This window comes from Streptomyces sp. IBSBF 3136 (assembly GCF_036815105.1).
GTDB lineage: Bacteria > Actinomycetota > Actinomycetes > Streptomycetales > Streptomycetaceae > Streptomyces.
The window spans coordinates 1-1,182 of record NZ_JAJSZC010000460.1 but is presented as its reverse complement, the minus strand read 5'-3'; the positions used below and the strand labels follow the sequence as shown (position 1 = coordinate 1,182).

Below are 1,182 nucleotides of genomic sequence, written 5' to 3'. Positions count from 1 at the left end.
GTCACGTCGTTCGCGTTCTTCCTGATCGGCGGCGTGATGGCGCTGCTGATGCGTGCCGAGCTGGCGCGTCCGGGCCTGCAGATCATGTCGAACGAGCAGTTCAACCAGGCGTTCACGATGCACGGCACGATCATGCTGCTGATGTTCGCGACGCCGCTGTTCGCCGGCTTCACGAACTGGATCATGCCGCTGCAGATCGGCGCGCCCGACGTGGCGTTCCCGCGGCTGAACATGTTCGCCTACTGGCTGTACCTGTTCGGCTCGACCATCGCGGTGGGTGGCTTCCTCACCCCGCAGGGCGCGGCCGACTTCGGCTGGTTCGCCTACTCGCCGCTGTCGGACGCGGTCCGCTCGCCGGGCATCGGCGCCGACATGTGGATCATGGGTCTGGCCTTCTCCGGCTTCGGCACCATCCTCGGCGCGGTCAACTTCATCACCACGATCATCTGCATGCGCGCACCGGGCATGACGATGTTCCGCATGCCGATCTTCGTGTGGAACGTGCTGCTGACCGCGGTCCTGGTCCTGCTGGCCTTCCCGGTCCTGGCCGCCGCGCTGTTCGCCCTGGAGGCGGACCGCAAATTCGGCGCCCACGTCTTCGACGCGGCCAACGGCGGCGCACTGCTGTGGCAACACCTCTTCTGGTTCTTCGGCCATCCAGAGGTGTACATCATCGCCCTGCCGTTCTTCGGCATCATCTCCGAGGTCATCCCGGTCTTCTCCCGCAAGCCGATGTTCGGCTACATGGGCCTGATCGCCGCGACCATCTCGATCGCCGGTCTGTCCGTGACGGTGTGGGCCCACCACATGTACGTCACCGGCGGCGTGCTGCTGCCGTTCTTCTCCTTCATGACGTTCCTCATCGCCGTACCCACCGGCGTGAAGTTCTTCAACTGGATCGGCACCATGTGGAAGGGCTCGCTGTCCTTCGAGACACCGATGCTCTGGGCCGTCGGCTTCCTGATCACCTTCACCTTCGGTGGCCTGACCGGTGTCATCCTGGCCTCGCCGCCGATGGACTTCCACGTGTCCGACTCGTACTTCGTGGTGGCCCACTTCCACTACGTCGTCTTCGGCACGGTCGTGTTCGCGATGTTCTCCGGCTTCCACTTCTGGTGGCCGAAGATGACCGGCAAGATGCTGGACGAGCGCCTCGGCAAGATCACCTTCTGGACGCTGTTC

Annotated in this window: 1 protein-coding gene; it reads left to right on the top strand. The window is 64.2% G+C overall.

Going from position 1 to position 1,182, the window contains the following annotated elements; translation table 11 throughout:
• The coding region (locus tag V7E45_RS40190; RefSeq protein WP_333779237.1) for a cbb3-type cytochrome c oxidase subunit I at positions 1–1,182 on the top strand (1,182 nt) is incomplete at both ends.